We start from the raw sequence: 16567 nt of genomic DNA on the forward strand, positions 1-16567 counted from the left end.
CCCGCTTTGCGGGGAGAGGGTTGGGGTGAGGGGCAAGACTTCGATTCGGAACATCGCCCCTCACCCGAACCCTTCGCTACGCTCAGGCTTCGACCTCTCCCCGTAAACGGGGAGAGGTTCAGAAAACCCAGGACGACCGACGTGCAAACCGAAACCGTGACAACCGCAAAGCCTGCCGTCGCTGCCGCAGCCGCGCCGCTGCTGGCCGTGCGCAACATCGAAGTCGTTTACGACAACGTCATCCTCGTGCTGCGCGGGCTGAGCCTCGACGTACCGAAGGGCGCGATCGTCGCGCTGCTCGGCGCCAACGGCGCCGGCAAATCCACCACGCTGAAGGCGATCTCGGGCCTGCTCAAGACCGAGGACGGTGAAGTCACCCGCGGCGAGATCGTGTTCGACGGCGAGCGGGTCGATGGCATCGATCCCGACAAGATCGTGCGCCGGGGAATTTTCCAGGTGATGGAAGGCCGCCGCATCATCGCCGATATGACCTCGCTGGAAAACCTGCGGCTCGGCGCGTTCACCCGCAGCGACAAGAACGTCGATGACGATATCGACATGGTCTACAAGTATTTCCCGCGCCTCAAGGAGCGTACCGGCCTCGCCGGTTATCTCTCCGGCGGCGAGCAGCAGATGCTGGCGATCGGCCGCGCGATGATGGCGCGCCCGAAGATGATCCTGATGGACGAGCCGTCGATGGGCCTGTCGCCGCTGCTGGTCAAGGAAGTGTTCGGCATCATCAAGCAGATCAACCGCGACCTCGGCGTCACCATTCTCCTTGTCGAGCAGAACGCGCGCGCCGCCCTCTCGGTCGCGAGCCACGGCTACATCATGGAGCAAGGCAAGGTGGTGCTCGACGGCACCGCCGATGAGCTGCGCAACAACGAAGACGTCAAGGAATTCTACCTCGGCGGCGCGGGCGACCAGCGCAAGAGTTTCAAGAACCTGAAGAGCTTCAAGCGCCGCAAGCGCTGGCTGTAACCACATCCGTCATTGCGAGCGGAGCGAAGCAATCCATAGGCAGCAGCGCCAGGCAAAGGCTGGATTGCTTCGTCGCTTCGCTCCTCGCAATGACGAACAAATGGACTACCGATGACCAACCACTACGACGCTCTCGAAACACGCTCGCCGTCCGAGCGCGAGGCCGATCTGTTCAAGCGACTGCCGGATGTGCTGCGCGCAGCGGCAAAAGCGCCGGCCTATGCGGAGCGGCTCAAGGGCATCGATCCCGCGGCCATCACCAGCCGCGCCGCGCTCGCAGCGCTGCCGGTGCTGCGCAAATCCGAACTGCCGGCCCTGCACAAGGCCGCGCCGCCGTTCGGCGGCTTCGTGTCGTCGCCCACAGGATCGTTCGGGCGGCTGTTCACATCGCCCGGCCCGATCTTCGAGCCGGAATCCGCCGTGGACGATCCGTGGCGCGGCGCGCGCGCGGTGTTCGCCGCCGGTTTCCGCCCCGGCGACATCATTCTCAACACCTTCAGCTATCACCTGACGCCGGGCGGATTCATTTTCGACAGCTCCGCCCGCGCTCTCGGCTGCGCCGTCATTCCCGGCGGCCCCGGCAATACCGAACAGCAGTTCGAGCTGATCGAGACCTATCGGCCCGCCGGCTATTCCGGCACGCCGGACTTCCTGAAGATCCTGCTCGATGCGGCGGATAAAACCAGGCGCGATGCGTCGTCGATCAAGCGCGCGCTGGTGTCCGGCGCCGCATTCCCGAAATCGCTGCAGGACGAAATGAAGGCGCGCGGCGTCGACGCCTATCAGAACTTCGGAACCGCCGACCTCGGCATCGTCGCCTATGAAACCCCGGCGCGCGAAGGGCTGGTGGTGAACGAGAATATCATCGTCGAGATCGTCAAGCCCGGCACCGGCGAGCCGGTCACCGACGGCGACGTTGGCGAAATCGTCGTGACCACGCTCGATCCGCATCATCCGTGGGTTCGCCTGGCGCTCGGCGATCTCAGCGCCGTGCTGGCCGGGCAAAGCCCCTGCGGGCGGACCAATATGCGCATCAAGGGCTGGATGGGCCGCGCCGACCAGACCACCAAGGTCAAGGGCATGTTCGTTCGCCCCGAGCAGATCGCCGAAATCGGCAAGCGGCACCCTGAACTCGGCCGCCTGCGCCTTGTGGTGACCCGCGACAGGGAGACCGACGCGATGACTCTTTCGGCGGAAACCGCAACCCCTGCTGACGCATTGCGGGATGCAGTTGCGTCGACCCTGCGTGCCGTGACAAAGCTGTCCGGCAATGTCACTTTCGTCAGCCCGGGGTCATTGCCCAACGACGGCAAGGCGATCGCGGACGAACGCAAGAACGATTAGCGGGCCACCGACCCCACCGGCGGCCCCGACAAGAAACACAGGGAACATGCCGAAATGGGAATTTTCGAGGGTCTGAAGGTCATCGACTGCGCGAGTTTCATCGCGGCACCATCCTCCGCCACCGCGCTGTCCGACTTCGGGGCCGACGTCATCAAGATCGAGCCGCCGGGCGCCGGCGATCCGGTCCGCAACCTGCCCCACCTGCCGGGATACCCGATCAGCCCCCACAACTATGCGTGGATGCTGGAAGGCCGTAACAAGAAGAGCCTCGCGCTCGATCTGTCCAAGCCCGAGGGGCAGGCCGTGCTGCGCAAGCTCGCCGCCGAATGCGACGTGTTCATCACCAATTTCCCGCCGCCGGTGCGCAAGAAGCTCGGCGTCACCTACAAGGATCTCGCGCCGCTCAATGACCGGCTGATCTACGCGTCCTTCACCGGCTACGGCGAGACCGGCGCGGAAGCCGACAAGCCGGGCTTCGACAGCAATGCGTGGTGGGCGCGCTCCGGCCTGATGGACCTCGTGCGCGAAACCGACGAGACCACGCCTGCCCGTTCGATGCCCGGCATGGGCGATCATCCCTGCGCCATGTCGCTGTTCGCCGGGATCGTCACCGCGCTCTATCAGCGCGAAAAGACCGGCAAGGGCACGCAGGTGATGTCAAATCTCATGGTCAACGGGATCTGGTCCAACGGCATCTACGCGCAGGCCGCGCTGTGCGGCGCGACCTTCCAGAAGCGTCCGCCGCGCGACCGCGCGCTGAACGCCGTCACCTGCCACTACAAGTGCGCCGACGACCGCTGGATCATTCTCTCGCTGCTCAATGAAGAAAAGCAGTTCCCCGTGTTCGCCAAGGTGATCGAGCGCGAGGACCTGCTGGCCGATCCGCGCTTCGAAACCAAACCCGCACGCCACAAGCATGCGCCGGAACTGATCGCGATCCTCGACAAGGTGTTCGCGACCAAGCCGCTGGCGCACTGGCGCAAGGCGCTCGATGGCAACGGTCTGATCTTCGGCGTGGTCGGCATTCCGCAGGACATTCCGGACGACGAGCAGATGCGCGTGACCGAGGCTGTCGTGCCGTTCGCCGACAGCGACCTGCGCACCATCAACACGCCGATCTTCATCGAGGGCGCGAAGAAGGTGCAGCCGCGCATGGCGCCGAATGTCGGCCAGCACAGCGACGAGGTGCTGGCTGCGGCAGGCTTCAATGCCGCCGAAATCGCCAAGATGCGAGCGGCGGGAATCGTGGCTTAACCCCCTTTCCCCGCATGCGGGGAGAGGCAAGGAAACGCAATCATCCATCCATCGTCATTGCGAGCGAAGCGAAGCAATCCACCTTTAAGAAGAATGGATTGCTTCGTCGCAAGTGCTCCTCGCAATGACGGCGTGGATCACTTCTCCTTCGGAAAACAGAATCCGATCCGCGCGTCCTTCGCGCCGGCGGCCTGACACGTCAGCTCCTCGGCACAGGTCCATGACGTAAAGCTCTTGTCAGGCGCGGCATTCGCGTCCGGCGCGGCACACACAGCGCCCCAGCCATTCAGATAGGTCGTTCCGGCGAGTTCACTGGACCGGCTTGCCTGCGGACGCGCAGAGAAGCCGCGCGAGAAATCGAGGGCGCGGCCATCGCGGAATGCGCCGAGAACATCGCGGCGGCGCTCCTGATCGCCGAAGAAATGCGGCGATGCTGCCGCCACCACCGCGCCCGCCGCCCATTCGGGACGCTCCCTGCCCGGAAAATGAAACCCGCCGATGGCGCGGGTCTGGTGGCATCCGCTGCAGGTCATGTCGTCGAGACGGCGCGCAAAACCCGCAGGCGACAGCAGGTTTTGCAGCGGCGCATTGGCCGATGCCTTGGCGAGAGCCGCCACGACTTCCTCTTCGGTGAACAGCGCGCGTGCCCGGTCTTCGGGATTTTCCTGCACCGGCGTCACGTTGATTGAACCCGATGCCAGAAAGCGATCGGGCAGCACGATGGCCCCGCGATCGAGGTTCGCAATTTGAACCGGATCAAGCAGCCATCCCTTGAAATCGGCCAGCAGCTTTTCATCCGCGCGAATGCGCGCCGCGTCGATCTGGTTCTCCATGGGAGATTCCACGAAATTCAATCCATCGAAGTGGAACACCTTCATCAGGTAATCCGCCCGGCCCTCGAAGTCATTCGCGTCCGCCGAGGCGCGTGCGATCTGCACATTGATTTCGATCCTGTCGATGGCATCACGCGTGACCCATTCCAGCGCACCGCTTTTTTCAGTGAGCATCTCTGACTGTTCGGATGCGGGCGGGCGGTCGGCCAGCGCAAGCCAGCGCCGGGCGAGTTCAGCGCATGTGGTATCCGCCCCCGCAGGCTTCGCCTTCATGACGAGATTGAGCGTCATCGGCAGCCGTACCGGGGGATTATCCTTGTTTCTGGAGTCATGATTGGCGATCGGCCGATAGATCAGGCGGATTTCGCCGCACGCGTCGGGAGAAACAAACGCGCGATCCATCCGGTTGATGATCCCCACCATGTCGAACCGCGTGCCGGGCGCGTTCAGCGCATCGCGGTCGAACAGAAAGAGCGTGTCGAGATCGTCGTGATGGTCGAGGACATATCTGTTGAAATCGCGATCCGTCGTTTCCTGAACCTGCGTCATCGACGGCAACGCGAACAGATCAGCGGTTGCAGCACCCGCTTCCGCGCCGAGCAGCTTGCCAAGACTCAAGCCCGACTCGTCAAGCCGCTGCAGCAGGCCGGGATCGGTGATGGCAACGCCGCGCTCCATCGGCGCAGCCGCGCTCGCCCCCACCGGCGGCAGCCACAAGAGACAGAGCATCTGAAGAACCAGGCGCATTCGCATGGGCCTTGTTCTGCGACGCCGTTTGGTCTTTGCCAAGTCAAAGGTTGGCGAACGGCCCTCGATAAAAAGCGCGAGCCTGCGGGAATAAAAGTCCACGAAAGCGTGCAGAAGAAATGATGCGGACTTGCGAACCACCGCACCAGACCGGCGCATCGGCGGGATTTTGCCGCCATTTACGCACCCGCGCCACCGCATGGCGGCTGCAACCGCGCCGGTCACCGCGTCCATGCCGGCAAGCCGTCATCCCCGCCGCGCTTTTTGTTGGACGGCTTCGCCTCCGGTTGGGTTCAAGGCAAAATTCCCCCAAGGCGGCCAAGGCGTTGCCGCCCGAATCACGTTTTGGTGGAAAGTTTGGCCGTTCGCGGGACTCACCCTGAACGATTCGCTAACATCGGCGTTGGTGATCGTCGGGCAGATGCAGACAATACGAAGGCAGAGTCGGGAGCCGCACCATGACGACGGCCAAAGCAGCGCCAGAGGCTGTCTCGTTCGACGAGCAAATCAAGCATGCCCGTGAACTCGTCGTCGAAGGGCATCGCCTGCTTTACGTTGCCAATCGCGATCTCAAGGCCGGGCGCAGCGTGGTCAGGCGCACACAGCAGCTTCTCGCCGACACTGAAAGCGTATTCAACGCCAAGCGCCGCCTTCAGGCCGATACCGGATCGACCGGGCTTGCCGGCACGCCGCCGGCCTCGATGGCCTCCCCCGCCAGCAGGCAAAGATCCTCCCTGTAACGTCCCGCCACGATCTGGACGCCGACTGGCACGCGGCCGACCAGACCGGTCGAGACCGTCAGGCCCGGCATGCCGATGAACGGCAGCGCAATCTGCGGCATCTGCGCCCGAAGCACGCGGTGCAGCGAGGCGTCGCCCTTGAGATCGAGCTGCCATTCAAAGGGCAGTTCGCCGCAGGGCGGCATCACGATCACGGCATAGGTCTCGAAGAACATCTCCCACGCACGCACCAGTGTCGCGCGCCGAGTCAGCAGTTTTGAGAACGCCGCGAGATCGAGTGCGCGCGCGACCGATTCCTGGTCACGCAGAACGGCCAGCGCGCCGGGATCGCCCTCGCGCTCGGCCATGTCCCGCAGCGCGTCATAGCCGTCCGACAGCCACAGCTTCATCTGCAGATCCGCAGCTTCTTCAAACGGCGGAATTTCGGTGATCTCCTCGACGGTCCAGCCTGCGCGCGCCAGCCGCTTGCCGGCGTCGGCAACGGCATCGCTGACCTCTTTCACAGTCTCCAGACCATCCGGACGCAGGCAGATCGCCGCACGCTTCTCGCGGCTTGGGCCTTCCAGCGGCGCGGGCACCCACCAGGGATCGCGCGGATCGCGTTTCGACATGGCATGAAACGCCAGCCGCACATCGCCGACGGTCCGGGCCAGAGGCCCCGAAACCGCAGTGATCTGCGGGCCGATCGGCCGCTCGGGCGACGACGCGTTGAAGGCCGGGATACGCCCGATGGTCGGCCGCAGGCCATGGACCCCGCAGGCATAGGCCGGATAGCGGATCGATCCGGCGATGTCGGTGCCATGGGCGATGTGCCCGATGCCGGCCGTCACCGCCGCCGCCGCGCCGCCGGAGGAGCCGCCGGGCGTGATCGAGGGATCGCGCGGGTTTCGCGTTTCGCCGTGCAACAAATTTGTGGTGAACCACCTGGCCGAAAAGGCCGGCGTGTTGGTGCGCCCGACAATCACCGCCCCCGCCTTGCGCAGGTTATCGACCACCGGGCTGTTGGTCCGCGCCACAAGGTCACGCTGCAGGGTCAAACCGTTCGTGGTAGCGAATCCGGCCTGATCGACGTTGACCTTGATGGTGATGGGTACACCGGCCAGCGGCCCGGCATCCGCCCCTTTCGCAATTGCGGCATCGACGGCATCGGCCTGCGCCAGCGTCTCGTCCGGGCGATGATCGATCACGGCGTTGATGGCCGGATTGACGGCATTCAGGCGCGCGATGGCGGCTGAGGCGGCCTCCCGTGCCGAAAGCTTTTTGGACCTGATCTGCGACGCAAGTTCAGTAGCCGAGAGACGCCAGATGTCGTTCATTGCAATTCCTGTCCAACCGCCGTTGCTGCTTGAATATCGTGGCCGTTATAGTAGCGGCGAAACGCCCCCGCTCAATGGCCACTCGTTCTTTTCCGGATTTGAGGCCAGGCCGCCGCTCGGGCGTCGTGGCCGCATTGAATGCAACCAGGATTTCGATCATGAAGACGATCATTATTACCGCCATCGCAGGGATTTTTCTGGGCACAACCGGCATCGCCAACGCCGCCGACCCCGGCGACAAGGTCAAGGTTTCGATTGAGAAATGGCGCAAGCCCGGGTCCAACAACGCCGGTACGGCCGATATCACCATCACCAACGACAATGATTTCGCCGTGAAGGACATTCGCGTGAAATGCGATTACATGTCCAAGACCGGCGGCCGAAAGATCGAAACCGAACAGAGGCTGGCTTTGACGGTCAAGGCGAAGACCACCAAGCTGTTCAAGAAGACCAAATTCCCGTTCATCGATCAGGAAACCGCCGAAGGATCTTGCAAGGTCACCGGCGCGGTACAGGGATAGTTTCTGACGTCATTGCGAGCGAAGCGAAGCAATCCATCTTTGGCTAGAGTGAAGACATGGATTGCTTCGTCGCCATAGCGCGTCAAAGACGCGCGTAGACGCGCTAATGGCTCCTCGCAATGACGAGGCTACGCCCGCGCCGGGCTTTCCTTCTTGCCGCTGAAGCTTGCGAAGATCCCGTCGATCACCGGCCAGAACAGCAATGTGATCGCCAGCGTCGTGATCGTGCCGACAAGGCCGTTCGACCAGAACACCTTCACGCTGCCGCCCGAGCCGATCATCGCAAGACGGAACGCATCTTCCGCGCGGCTGCCGAGCACCAGCGCCAGCGTGAACGGCGCCAGCGGAATGCCGATCTTCTTGAACACATAGCCGACGACGCCGAACAGCAGCATCAGCCAGATATCGAACATCGCGTTCTGGATCGCGTAGGCGCCGATCGCGCAGGACACCACGATCATCGGCGCAATCGCCGCGAACGGCACCCGCAGGATCGAGGCGAAAATGGGAACGGTGGTCAGCACCAGCACCAGACCGACGACGTTGCCGAGATACATCGACGCGATGAGACCCCAGACGAAATCCTTGTGCTCCACGAACAGCAGCGGACCCGGATTAAGCCCCCACACCATCAGGCCGCCGAGCAGGATCGCCGCCGTGCCTGACCCCGGAATGCCGAGCGCGAGCATCGGCAGCAGCGCGGCAGTGCCCGACGCATGCGCCGCGGTCTCGGGCGCGAACACGCCCTCGATGCGGCCCTTGCCGAAGGATTCCTTGTCCTTGGAAAAGCGCTTGGCGAGATTGTAGCCCATGAAAGATGCGGCAATCGCCCCGCCCGGCGTGATGCCGAGCCAGCAGCCGATCACGGACGAACGAACCAGCGTTGCCCAGTACTTCGGCAGATCTTTCCAGACGTTCCAGACTGTCCGCAGGCTGATGCGCGCCGCATGGCCGCGCAGTGCGAGCCGCTCTTCCATGGTGAGCAGGATTTCGCTGATGCCGAACAGACCGATCACCGCGACAAGGAAGTTCACACCGCGCAAGAGATCGTTGGAACCGAAGGTCATGCGCAACTGCCCCGACACCGTGTCGAGGCCGACGCCGGCAAGCAGCAGCCCGAGCGCCATGGAGATGACGGTCTTGTGCTTGGCTTCGCGGCCGAGGCCGACGAACGAGCAGAAGGTCAGAAGATAAACCGCGAAGAATTCCGGCGGGCCGAATTTGAGTGCAAAACCCGCAATGCTCGGCGCGAGAAACGTGATCAGCATCACCGCGACCAGCGAGCCGATGAAGGATGACGTGAACGCTGCCGTCAGCGCTTCGGCGGCATTGCCCTGCTGGGCCATCGGATAGCCGTCGAAGGTGGTCGCGACCGACCAGGCCTCACCGGGAATATTGAACAGGATCGAGGTGATCGCGCCGCCGAACAGCGCGCCCCAGTAAATACAAGATAGCATCACGATGGCGGATGTCGGGTCCATCGAGAAGGTGAGCGGCAGGAGGATCGCGACGCCGTTGGGGCCGCCGAGGCCGGGAAGCACGCCGACAAAGATGCCGAGCACGAGCCCGACCATCATCAAGGCGAGAATCTTCCAGGTGAAAAGAACCGCGAAACCGTGAAACAAGAGGCCGAGTGCTTCCATGATCCTGTCCCCGGTCCTGGCTTAGCGTCCGAAGGCCGCTTCGAGCGGCCCCTTCGGCATGATGACGTCGAACGCGATATCGAACGTCGCGAACATGATCGCGACGAAGATGAAGGCGGTGAGCAGCGACTTCCACCACGCGATTTTGCCGATGATCGCCATGAAGCCGGCGATCAGCAGGAAGCTCGCGACATACAGGCCGAGCCACTGCATCGCGAGGCAGAACAGCAGCGTCGGCACGAAGACCTGCAGCACGCGGCGGAACTGCGCGCGGGTGACGAAAGTTTCCAGTCCCTCGGTGCGCTTGATCGCAACGCTGACAAATCCGTAGAGCGCCGCGCCGCCGAGGATGACCGAGAGATAGAACGGGAAATAACCGGCCTGCGGACCCGTGTCGTCCCACGACGCGCCGGTGCGCCAGTTGTCCCATCCAAGCAACACGGCGAGCCCGAGCAGCAGCGCCATCACCGCCATCTCGACCGTGCGATTGTTGGTGATCGCGGGCGAGTTCTCGTCCGGCGCGTTCGGATCTTCAACGACGATTTCGATGTCCTGGGCCATGATGCATTCGCTGTCTTGAACCCCTCCCCGCGTGCGGGGAGAGGCCGAGCCGCACATGCGGCTCGGGTGAAGGACAAATCTGGAGCAAACGATAAACAGCCTCCCATCCCGTGGGATGAGAGGCGCTTGTTTTACTTCGCGACGAAGCCTGCTTCAGTCATGAGCGACTTGTTCAGGGCATCGTCCTCTTCAAGGAATTTGAGCATGTCCTTGCCGTTGAGATAGACGGGCTTCAGCGCCTGCTTCTCCATGTATTCCTTGTATTCGGTAGTCTGCGTCACCTTCTTGAACAGATCGTCGTAGAAGGCGACCTGCTCGGGCGTCACCTTGCCGGGAAGGAACATCGCGCGCAGCATCAGGTACTGCATGTCGAGGCCTTCTTCCTTGCAGGTCGGGATGTCATTCCACGACTGCGTCTCGGTGACCTTGGTCTTGTAGGAAATGCGCTCGCTGTCGAACACGCAAAGCGCGCGCACCTGACCGGCGCGCCAGACTTCGAGATTTTCCGACGGATTGTTGACGTTGGCTTCGGTGTGGTTGCCGACGAGCTGGGTCGCAGCCTCGCCCCCCGACTTGTAAGGCAGATAGGAGAACTTCGCGCCGGTCTTCTTTTCCATGAAGACGGTGAGCACGTGGTCTTCACGCTTCGAGCCGGTGCCGCCCATCTTGAACGGCGAGCTTGAGGCCTTCGCAGCCTCAATGAATTCCTTCACGGTCTTCGGGCCGGATGTGTTGTCCCACAGCACGAACTGGTCCATCGCGATCACCGAGACCGGCGTCAGCTCGCGCCAGTTGAACGGAATCTTCGCCGACAGCGGCAGCATGTAGATCAGCGAATAGGCGATCAGCACCTTGTTGGGATCGCCGTCGCTGCCCTTCATATACATCAGGGCTTCGGCGCCCGACGCGCCGCCCTTCAGCGACACGATGACCGGCTGCTTCATCAGGTTGTTCTTCTGGATCGCAGCCTGCATCATGCGCGCCATCTGGTCGGATGCGCCGCCGGCGCCTGCCGCGACCACGATCTCGACCGGCTTGGCCGGCTCCCATGCCAGAGCCGGCGTCGCCGCCAGAAGCGCAAGCACACTTGTCGCCTTGATGAGATTCTTCATGCGGTCTCTCCCTATCGCTTTTGTGAAGCCCGGCGTGCGCCGGACCTTGTTTGGTTTCCGCTATCCTGCGGATTTTGAATTCAAATCACCGGTGCCGCCAACGCGGCGTTACGCCACTGCCGTCTTCGCCTGCGAGGCCTTCGCATCGCGTCCGGTCAAAACGCTCATCGCGGACATCACGCCGCCTGCGCGATGCGGCACCTTCGCAAGATCGAGCGCCATCTCGACGCCGGCCAGCGTGCCCATCAGCATCAGGTCGTTGAAGTGTCCGAGATGGCCGATGCGGAACACCTTGCCCTTGATCTTGCTGAGCCCCGCGCCGAGCGACATGTCGAAGTTGTCCAGCGTGACCTTGCGGAACTGGTCCGCGTCATGCCCCTCCGGCATCACCACCGCGGTCAGGATCGGCGAATATTCGCGCGGATCGAGACAGAGATTTTCCAGACCCCAGGTCTCCACCGCCGCCCGTGTCGCCGCCGAATAGCGCTTGTGACGGGCGAACACGTTGTCCAGGCCTTCCTCCATCAGCATCGCGATGGCTTCCTTGAGGCCATAGAGCATGTTGGTCGCGGGCGTGTAGGACCACGAACCGCCCTTGTTGGCCGCGATGATCTCGTGCCAGTCCCAATAGGACCGCAGCGAAGCGTTCTTCTTCGAGGCTTCCAGCGCCTTGTCGGACACGGCGTTGAAGCCGAGACCCGGCGGCAACATCAGACCCTTCTGCGAGCAGGACACGGTGACGTCCACACCCCACTTGTCGTGCTCGTAATCGATCGAGCCAAGCGACGAAATGGTGTCGACCATCAGCAGCGCCGGATGTTTCGCGGCGTCGATGGCCTTGCGGATCTCGTGAATGCGGCTGGTGACGCCGGTGGAGGTCTCGTTGTGGACCACCATCACGGCCTTGAAGCTGTGGGCCTTGTCCTTCGACAGCCGCGCCTCGATGTCCTCAGGGCTCGCGCCGTGGCGCCAGTCACCCGGCACGAACTCGACATCGAGCTTCAGCTTGTCGGCCATCGCGCGCCACAGCGTCGCGAAATGACCGGTCTCCACCATCAGCACCTTGTCGCCGGGCGACAGCGTATTGACGATGGCGGCTTCCCACGCCCCGGTGCCGGACGACGGATAGATGATGACGGGATTCTTCGTTTTGAAGACCTTCTTCGAGCCTTCGATGACCTCAAGGCCGAGCTGGGCGAATTCAGGACCGCGATGATCGATGGTCGGCATGTCCATCGCGCGCAGCACGCGATCGGGAACATTGGTCGGCCCCGGAATCTGGAGAAAGTGCCGCCCGGTGTGGACTGAGGCGTTGGACATCGGATCGCCGCTCCCTAAAGACCTTGTTGACATTTTTGCATGCAATAAATTGTGCATCGCAAGATTTTCTTGAAATGGATTGTATTCAAAATTTCCTTCCTGACAACAGATAAATCGAGTACTAATCCATTTATCGATGCAAAGCGTGCGTAGCTGGCTTATTTCGAATAAAATCCAGCACGTCACCTTCTCGGAGGCTGTAGATTTTGAATAATCTTTTGCGAACCAAGTCGCTGGAAATCGTCGAGACCGCGCCGGCCTCGCTGCACGATGACCTGCTGAGCCAGATCCGCGACTTTATTGTCGAGGGGCATCTGGAGCCGGGCAGCCGCATTCCCGAGCGCGAATTGTGCGAGAAGTTCGATGTCTCGCGCACGCCGCTGCGCGAAGCGCTGAAGGTGCTGGCGTCGGAAGGCCTGATCGAACTGCTGCCCAATCGCGGTGCGCGGGTCCGCCAGTTCTCCGAACAGGACATCCGGCATCTGTTCGAACTGATCGCCGGTCTCGATGCCCTCGCCGGCCGCGCGGCCTGCGAGCGGATTTCCGACGACGACATCGCCGCCATCGAGCGCATGCATCTGGAAATGTACACCCACTATATCCGCCAGGAGCTGACCGACTATTTCCGCCTGAACCAGAAGATCCATCAGGCCATCGTCGATGCCGCGGCGAATCCGTTCCTGAGTTCGAACTACGCCACCGCGAACGCCATGGTCCGACGCCTGCGTTATTCGGCCAATCTTCTGCGGCGCGACCGGCTCAGCGACGCCATGCGCGAGCACGAGGCCATGGTCGATGCCCTGCGCCGCCGCAACGGCGATGAACTCAGCAAGCTGATGTTCGACCACATGCGCGGCAAATGCGACGCCGTATGCGAATACATGCGCGAGCAGCAGCCGAGCGGGCGCGGGGCCGATGTCTCTGCGCTGCGCGGCGAGGAAAATTGACGTTCCTGCTCGTCATTGCGGGCGAAGCGACGAAGGTAGACAAACTCCCTCTCCCCGTCGGGGAGAGGGCTGGGGTGAGGGCTCTAAATGTCCAAATTGAAAATCGATCCCCCTTCACCCGGCGCTTCGCGCCGACCTCCCCCCTCGGGGAGAGGTGAAGAAAAGCAAGCTCTTCGCTCGCAATGACAATTAACATCGAGAGCACTTGAGACACATGGCTCAACAGAAAGCCGCAACGGGAAACGCCACCGCGCAGGACAGCGCCCTCGCCTTGCGTCTCAGGCGCGAGGTCAGCGGTGACATTCTGTTCAATCCGTTCGATCTCGGCCGCTACGCCACCGACGCGTCGTTCTACCAGATCAAGCCGCTCGGTGTGGTTGTGCCCCGTACCATGGACGACGCGTTACGTGCGATGGCGATTGCGCGTGACGACGGATACATCGTCACGCCGCGCGGCGGCGGCACCTCGCAATGCGGCCAGACCGTCAACAGCGGCATTGTGGTCGATGTCTCGAAGTATCTAAACAGAATCATCTCGCTCGATGTCGAGAAGCGCACCTGCGTGGTCGAGCCCGGCATCGTGCTCGACGATCTCAACCGGCAACTGAAAAAGCATGGCCTGTGGTTTCCTGTCGATGTCTCGACCGCCTCGCGTGCCACCATCGGCGGCATGGCGGGCAACAATTCCTGCGGCGGACGCTCCCTGCGCTACGGCACCATGCGCGACAACACCATCTCGATGGACGCGGCGCTGGCCGATGGCACCCTGCTGCATTTCGGCGAAGTACCGCGCGACATGGCGTGGCAGAACACCGAAATGCCCGGCCGCGACCTGTTTCGTGACATGCTGGCGCTCGGTGAGCGTGAGGCCGCTGAAATCGCGGCACGCTTCCCGCATGTGCAGCGACGGGTCGGCGGCTACAACCTCGATGCTTTGACGCCGCAGCCGGTCAACAACATGGCGCACCTGCTTGTGGGGTCCGAAGGAACGCTCGCCTTCACCACCCGTGTCGAACTCAAGCTCTGGCCGCTGATCGGCGCGAAGGTGTTCGGCGTCTGCCACTTCGGCAGTTTCTATGAAGCGATGGACGCCACCCAGCATCTGGTGAAACTGAAACCGATCGCGGTTGAACTGGTGGACAGCACCATGGTCGCGCTCGGCCGCGATATCGCGATGTTCCGCCCCACCATCGAAGCCGTGGTGAAGGGAGAGCCGGAAGCACTGCTGGTGGTGGAATTCGCAGAAGCGGATCAGGGAGCGAACCTCGCCAAGCTCAAGCAGCTCGGCGACCTGATGGGTGACCTCGGCTTCGGCTGGGACCAGCCGAAACGCAAGTGGGGCGGCGTGGTCGAAGTAATCGAACCTGCGATGCAGGCGGCGATCACCGATTTCCGCACCTCCGGCCTCAACGTCATGATGTCGATGAAGCAGGAGGGCAAGCCGGTTTCCTTCGTCGAGGACTGCGCTGTGCCGCTGCCGCATCTCGCCGATTACACCGAGCGGCTCAACAAGGTCTTCGAGAAGCACGGCACGCGCGGCACCATGTATGCCCACGCCTCCGAAGGCTGCCTGCATGTCCGCCCCGTGCTTAATCTCAAGCTCGACAAGGACGTCAAGGCGATGCGCGCCATCGCCGAGGAAGCCTTTGCGATGGTGCGCGAGTATAAAGGCTCGCATTCCGGTGAACACGGCGACGGCATTGTGCGCTCCGAATTCCACGCGCAGATGTTCGGCGAGCGGATCATTCACGCCTTCGAGGAGGTGAAAGAGCGCTTCGACCCCGACAACACGCTCAATCCCGGCAAGATCGTGCATCCGCCGAAGATGGATGACCGTTCGCTGTTCCGTTATGCACCCGGCTACAAGGTCGAGAACATCAAGACGGTGATGGACTGGTCGGCGTATCCAGGCGCGGCGGGCGGTTTCCAGGGCGCGGTCGAGATGTGCAACAACAACGGCGCGTGCCGCAAGCTGGAGGGCGGCGTGATGTGCCCGTCCTATCGCGCGACGCGTAACGAGAAGGATGTCACGCGAGGGCGCGCGAATACGCTGCGCCTTGCGATCTCCGGACAGCTCGGCCCCGACGCGCTGTCGTCTGATGCGATGATGGACACGATGAAGCTTTGCGTGTCCTGCAAGGCCTGCCGCCACGAATGCCCGACCGGCGTTGACATGGCGAAAATGAAAATCGAGGTGCTGGCGGCGCGCGCGGCGACACACGGTCTGACCCTGCGCGACCGGCTGGTCGGCTATCTCCCGCACTATGCCGGACTCGCCTCGCGTTTCCCGTGGCTCGCCAACCTGCGTAACCGCAGCGGCATTCTCCGCACCCTGTTCGAGAGAATCGCCGGCATCAGTGCGAAACGCGATCTGCCGGAATTCCGCAGCGATGTGTTCGCGCCCGGCGGAACTGCATTCGGCCCGGACAATGGCCCCGAGGTGGTGCTGTTTGCCGACACCTTCAACCGCGCCTATGAGCGCGAGAATCTCGATGCCGCGCTGCGCGTTCTTGTCGACGGTGGCTATCGCGTTCACCTGCCCCGCGCGATCGATGGCGGACGGCCGTTGTGCTGTGGCCGCACCTTCCTGTCGGCGGGACTGGTCGATAATGCAAAAGCCGAACTCAAGCGCGTGGTGGAAACGCTGATTCCGTTCGCCACGCGCGGCGTGCCCATCGTCGGCCTCGAGCCGAGCTGCCTTCTGACGCTGCGCGATGAAATGCTGTCGCTGCGCTCTGACGAAGCTGCGAAAAAGGTCAGCGCCCATGCACTGCTGTTCGAGGAATTCCTGGTCCGCGAGGCGGAGACCGGCCAGCTCAGGCTGCCGCTTGGCGCTATCGACAAGAGCGCGCATGTGCACGGCCATTGCCACCAGAAATCGTTCGGGGCGTTCGCGCCGGTGGAGAAGATTCTCCGGCTGGTGCCCGGCCTGAAGGTGGAGAAGATCGAGTCGAGCTGTTGCGGCATGGCCGGTGCCTTCGGCTATGGCGCGGACACTTATGATGTGTCGATCGAGATGGCAGAAGCCTCCCTGCTCCCCGCTGTGCGCAAGGCTGCCGATGATGCACTGATCGTGGCCGACGGCACCTCCTGCCGCCACCAGATCAAGGACGGTTCAGGCCGCGGCGCGCTGCATGTCGCGCGGGTGCTGGCGATGAGCCTGAACAGCAACGTCAAGACCGGCGTCACGGCCGAAGGCGGGGGACACCGCTGATCTAAACAACTCACGCGAAAACAAAGAGAGGGAA

General features: G+C 62.8%; 13 protein-coding genes. 7 read left to right on the forward strand and 6 right to left on the reverse strand.

Annotation, left to right across the window (positions count from 1 at the left end; genetic code table 11):
* The first annotated feature begins 141 nt into the window (after positions 1-141).
* From HMPREF9695_RS14330 to HMPREF9695_RS14340, 3 genes are all read left to right on the forward strand, one after another.
* A complete protein-coding gene (locus tag HMPREF9695_RS14330) occupies positions 142-981 on the forward strand; it encodes an ABC transporter ATP-binding protein (protein WP_006021581.1) in 840 nt (279 codons plus the stop codon).
* A gap of 111 nt (positions 982-1092) precedes the next feature.
* Positions 1093-2325: a phenylacetate--CoA ligase family protein gene (locus tag HMPREF9695_RS14335; RefSeq protein WP_006021582.1), complete on the forward strand. Its 1233-nt coding sequence runs from the start codon at positions 1093-1095 to the stop codon at positions 2323-2325.
* 54 nt (positions 2326-2379) lie between these two features.
* On the forward strand, positions 2380-3579 hold the full coding sequence (locus HMPREF9695_RS14340; RefSeq protein ID WP_006021583.1) for a CaiB/BaiF CoA transferase family protein: 1200 nt from the start codon (positions 2380-2382) through the stop codon (positions 3577-3579).
* A 137-nt stretch (positions 3580-3716) separates the two neighbouring features.
* On the opposite strand, the gene HMPREF9695_RS14345 is transcribed toward HMPREF9695_RS14340, so the two are convergent.
* A complete protein-coding gene (locus HMPREF9695_RS14345; RefSeq protein WP_006021584.1) occupies positions 3717-5159 on the reverse strand; it encodes a hypothetical protein in 1443 nt (480 codons plus the stop codon).
* Between the two features lie 458 nt (positions 5160-5617).
* On the opposite strand from HMPREF9695_RS14345, the gene HMPREF9695_RS14350 reads away from it, so the two are divergent.
* Positions 5618-5899 carry a hypothetical protein gene (locus HMPREF9695_RS14350; RefSeq protein WP_006021585.1) on the forward strand — a complete coding sequence of 94 codons (282 nt, stop codon included), beginning with the start codon at positions 5618-5620 and terminating at the stop codon, positions 5897-5899.
* Here HMPREF9695_RS14350 and HMPREF9695_RS14355 read toward each other — a convergent pair.
* Positions 5812-7215: an amidase family protein gene (locus HMPREF9695_RS14355; protein WP_006021586.1), complete on the reverse strand. Its 1404-nt coding sequence runs from the start codon at positions 7213-7215 to the stop codon at positions 5812-5814. The genes HMPREF9695_RS14350 and HMPREF9695_RS14355 overlap by 88 nt on opposite strands.
* 158 nt (positions 7216-7373) lie before the next feature.
* Here HMPREF9695_RS14355 and HMPREF9695_RS14360 point away from each other — a divergent pair, with 158 nt between their 5' ends.
* Positions 7374-7736 (forward strand): hypothetical protein, encoded by a 363-nt coding sequence (locus tag HMPREF9695_RS14360; RefSeq protein ID WP_006021587.1) that lies wholly within the window; start codon positions 7374-7376, stop codon positions 7734-7736.
* A gap of 128 nt (positions 7737-7864) precedes the next feature.
* Here the strand turns inward: HMPREF9695_RS14360 and HMPREF9695_RS14365 are convergent, their stop codons facing one another.
* The 4 genes from HMPREF9695_RS14365 to HMPREF9695_RS14380 form a co-directional block, all read right to left on the reverse strand.
* Positions 7865-9379 (reverse strand): tripartite tricarboxylate transporter permease, encoded by a 1515-nt coding sequence (locus HMPREF9695_RS14365; protein WP_006021588.1) that lies wholly within the window; start codon positions 9377-9379, stop codon positions 7865-7867.
* A 21-nt stretch (positions 9380-9400) separates the two neighbouring features.
* Positions 9401-9940 carry a tripartite tricarboxylate transporter TctB family protein gene (locus HMPREF9695_RS14370; RefSeq protein WP_006021589.1) on the reverse strand — a complete coding sequence of 180 codons (540 nt, stop codon included), beginning with the start codon at positions 9938-9940 and terminating at the stop codon, positions 9401-9403.
* Positions 9941-10071: 131 nt separating this feature from the next.
* Positions 10072-11052, reverse strand: coding sequence for a tripartite tricarboxylate transporter substrate binding protein (locus HMPREF9695_RS14375; protein ID WP_006021590.1), 981 nt, complete (start codon positions 11050-11052; stop codon positions 10072-10074).
* 108 nt (positions 11053-11160) lie between these two features.
* Positions 11161-12372 carry a pyridoxal-phosphate-dependent aminotransferase family protein gene (locus HMPREF9695_RS14380; RefSeq protein ID WP_006021591.1) on the reverse strand — a complete coding sequence of 404 codons (1212 nt, stop codon included), beginning with the start codon at positions 12370-12372 and terminating at the stop codon, positions 11161-11163.
* A gap of 206 nt (positions 12373-12578) precedes the next feature.
* Between HMPREF9695_RS14380 and HMPREF9695_RS14385 the strand changes: the two genes are divergently transcribed.
* A complete protein-coding gene (locus HMPREF9695_RS14385; RefSeq protein WP_006021592.1) occupies positions 12579-13319 on the forward strand; it encodes a GntR family transcriptional regulator in 741 nt (246 codons plus the stop codon).
* A gap of 214 nt (positions 13320-13533) precedes the next feature.
* Positions 13534-16533 carry an FAD-binding and (Fe-S)-binding domain-containing protein gene (locus tag HMPREF9695_RS14390; RefSeq protein WP_006021593.1) on the forward strand — a complete coding sequence of 1000 codons (3000 nt, stop codon included), beginning with the start codon at positions 13534-13536 and terminating at the stop codon, positions 16531-16533.
* Positions 16534-16567: the final 34 nt, after the last annotated feature.

Source organism: Afipia broomeae ATCC 49717 (assembly GCF_000314675.2).
Lineage (GTDB): Bacteria > Pseudomonadota > Alphaproteobacteria > Rhizobiales > Xanthobacteraceae > Afipia > Afipia broomeae.